The following is a 2,646-nucleotide window of genomic DNA, read 5'->3' as shown; positions in this document are numbered from 1 at the left end:
ACTCTATGTAAATGAAAGTGTGCAGCGAAAGATCTGGGCGTTTGATGTTGATGCAAAAGGCAACATCTCTAACAAAAGACTTTTTGCAGAGTTTCCGGATTTTGGTTTTGATGGCATGAAGTGCGATAAGGAAGGCAATCTATATGTTACCCGTTATGGTAAAGGTGTTATTGCTGTGCTATCGCCCGATGGAAAACTTATTCGTGAAGTACAACTGAAAGGTAAAAATTGCAGCAACCTGGTTTTTGGCGGATTGAACGGCAAGCTCGTTTTTGTAACGCTGCAGGACAGAAAAGGAATGGAGATGTTTAGGAATGATATAGCAGGGAAAGGGTATTAATATACCTTGGTTGTATTTAACTACCTCCTGTTGTTTTTTACATATTTGATATTATTTACATTTGAGTTATGGCAGAGAATATACATATAGGCAGAAAGGTTGCACGCCTCCGCGAGTTACGGGGTATAAAGCAAGAGATACTGGCCGAATCGTTGGGTATAAGTCAACAGGCAGTTTCTAAATTAGAACAAAGCGAATCGATTGAAGAAACAACGCTGGCGCGTATAGCAAAGGCATTGAATATCACTCCGGATCTGATTAAAAATTTTAACGAAGAATCTGTCATCACCAACATTCAAAACATTTACGATAACGCCACAGGCACTAACAGCAATAACTATAATTGCACTTTCAATCCACTGGATGAATATCGAAACGAGGTGAAAGAAAATAAAAAGCTATACGAAGCCTTGTTGAAAGAGAAAGATGAGAAGATTGCGTTGTTGAATAAATTATTAAATACAAAGTAGACCAGCGTATTGCTGAGGCAATTCTCATAATCCATAATCGCTAACAAACAGAGTTTCATTTCGAAGTATTGATATTGAATTTACTCTCTAGAAAAAATATATACTTCAGCCTCTGTATATCTCTTCTGGCCCTACTCCTCTTCGGATGTGCGCAGAAAGCCGGGGAAGAAATCATAGCATTGCAACCTTACGATTCGTTCGATAAAAAATTAATAAGTGAAATCGCCTCTTCATTGACGAATGAGTATGGATTGCCTTGTATTACACTTCCCTCCAAACCCATTCCACGTGAAGCTTTCACACAAGTAAAAACTCCACGTTATCGCGCTGATAAAATTATACAGATACAGAAAGAGAATAAACCCGATAGCGTGAGTTATACTCTTGGCCTAACGGATAAAGATATATCTACAACAAAGAGAGATGCTGACGGGAACATTAAGTCTCCGGTTGAAAAGTATACCGACTGGGGCGTTTTCGGATTAGGATTAAGACCCGGATCAAGCTGTATAGTTTCTACTTTTAGATTGAAGGTGCCTGACGATAAATTTCGTGAGCGCGTTATGAAAGTTTGCATTCACGAGATTGGTCATAATTTAGGTCTTGAACATTGCGAGAATATATCTTGTGTTATGACCGATGCAGCAGAATCCATCAGAACAATTGATGGCGTAAAGCCAACGCTATGTGCTGCCTGCCGCGCCAGGATTAATCAGTAATATTTACCCCATCACCTCGCGCAATACCTGCACCGACTTCATCTCCGTTAGTGTTTCAATATGATCGGTATAGAATTTCAATAACACATCCAGCAACTCTCTGCGAAGTGTATTCGATATAGTTAGCGGAGCATCATACGATGCTGTAACCAGTTGTTCGAGCATTGCCTCTGCTTCCAGCGAAGCGATACGCCCTGCTACAATTTCATTTTTAGTTTGCGCACCAAAGCCGAGAAACCGACTAAGCTTTATCAAAAACAATAAATGAAAATTTTCAACCTTGTCTTGCTTATCCAGCACCATCAGGGATTGAATCAAAAACTCGCACAACTCCTGCGCATGACTTTCTTCCTTTATCGTTTTGTTGATTACTTCATTGATAAACATCGCCAGCGCAGACTTCCGTATATCAGTTGGGATTGCATGATACGGATACAAACACTTGATCTCCTTAATGCGCATGATGTTGGCATTCTCGCGGTGATATACGATCAGGTCAAGCAGCGTAAGGGGCTGATATAGGGCAATCTTACTTTTTGTTGATTGGCTGCGCACGCCATTCACAATATAGCTTTGCATACCAAAGAGCTCGGTAAATATATTTACGATGATGGAGGTTTCTCCATACTTTGTAAATCTGAAAACAACACCTCGGGTTTTGTGTAACAATGTTTAGCTCCCTTTAAATGATACCCGTTATTCTACCACAGCAATTTTACCCACTACACTTTCGGCACCATCGGCTGTAGCGGCAAAAACAAGATATATACCGGTAGCGGCACGTCTGCCATTATAGTCTTGCACGTTCCACGTGGCAGTTCCTCCATTCGCCTGTGTTTGCCAGATCAACTTTCCACTCACATCTGTAATCTTTACTGTAGCATCGGTCGCCAAACCTTTTATACCGACACTACCAGAAAAATTACTCGTTACCGGGTTCGGAAAAATCTTTACGCTCTCAAAAGTACTGGTGCTCTCTGTAGCATCACCCCGAAATGAAACAATGCCTTTATCAGTAGCAAAAAATACTTCACCCGTCTGTTGGTTGATCTCTATATCCAGTATCACATTTGAAAGTAACGGACTGTTCTCTGCTGTAAAATTATAGATCAGTGCT

At 40.6% G+C, this 2,646-nt stretch carries 5 protein-coding genes; 3 read left to right on the top strand and 2 right to left on the bottom strand.

Annotated features, from left to right (window positions below; genetic code table 11):
- The 3 genes from VIN08_RS06930 to VIN08_RS06920 all read left to right on the top strand — a co-directional run.
- The coding region (locus tag VIN08_RS06930; protein ID WP_331962234.1) for an SMP-30/gluconolactonase/LRE family protein at positions 1 to 340 on the top strand (340 nt) is incomplete at its 5' end.
- A gap of 68 nt (positions 341 to 408) precedes the next feature.
- On the top strand, positions 409 to 810 hold the full coding sequence (locus VIN08_RS06925; RefSeq protein WP_331962231.1) for a helix-turn-helix domain-containing protein: 402 nt from the start codon (positions 409 to 411) through the stop codon (positions 808 to 810).
- Between the two features lie 74 nt (positions 811 to 884).
- Positions 885 to 1,529, top strand: coding sequence for a matrixin family metalloprotease (locus tag VIN08_RS06920; RefSeq protein WP_331962228.1), 645 nt, complete (start codon positions 885 to 887; stop codon positions 1,527 to 1,529).
- A 3-nt stretch (positions 1,530 to 1,532) separates the two neighbouring features.
- Here VIN08_RS06920 and recO read toward each other — a convergent pair whose 3' ends face one another.
- Both recO and VIN08_RS06910 read right to left on the bottom strand, forming a co-directional pair.
- Positions 1,533 to 2,198 carry a DNA repair protein RecO gene (gene recO, locus VIN08_RS06915; protein WP_331962226.1) on the bottom strand — a complete coding sequence of 222 codons (666 nt, stop codon included), beginning with the start codon at positions 2,196 to 2,198 and terminating at the stop codon, positions 1,533 to 1,535.
- Positions 2,199 to 2,225: 27 nt separating this feature from the next.
- Positions 2,226 to 2,646: T9SS type A sorting domain-containing protein (locus tag VIN08_RS06910; RefSeq protein ID WP_331962223.1), on the bottom strand; the 421-nt coding region annotated here is incomplete at its 5' end.

Source organism: Ohtaekwangia sp., from assembly GCF_036568665.1.
GTDB lineage: Bacteria > Bacteroidota > Bacteroidia > Cytophagales > Cyclobacteriaceae > Ohtaekwangia.
The sequence above is the reverse complement of the archived record's forward strand: the minus strand, read 5'-3'. Positions and strand labels throughout refer to the sequence as shown.

What these genes read in the sequence shown, in the direction of transcription:
- VIN08_RS06925 (WP_331962231.1), top strand. Translation starts at nt 409, where the DNA reads ATGGCAGAGAATATACATATAGGCAGAAAGGTTGCACGCCTCCGCGAG.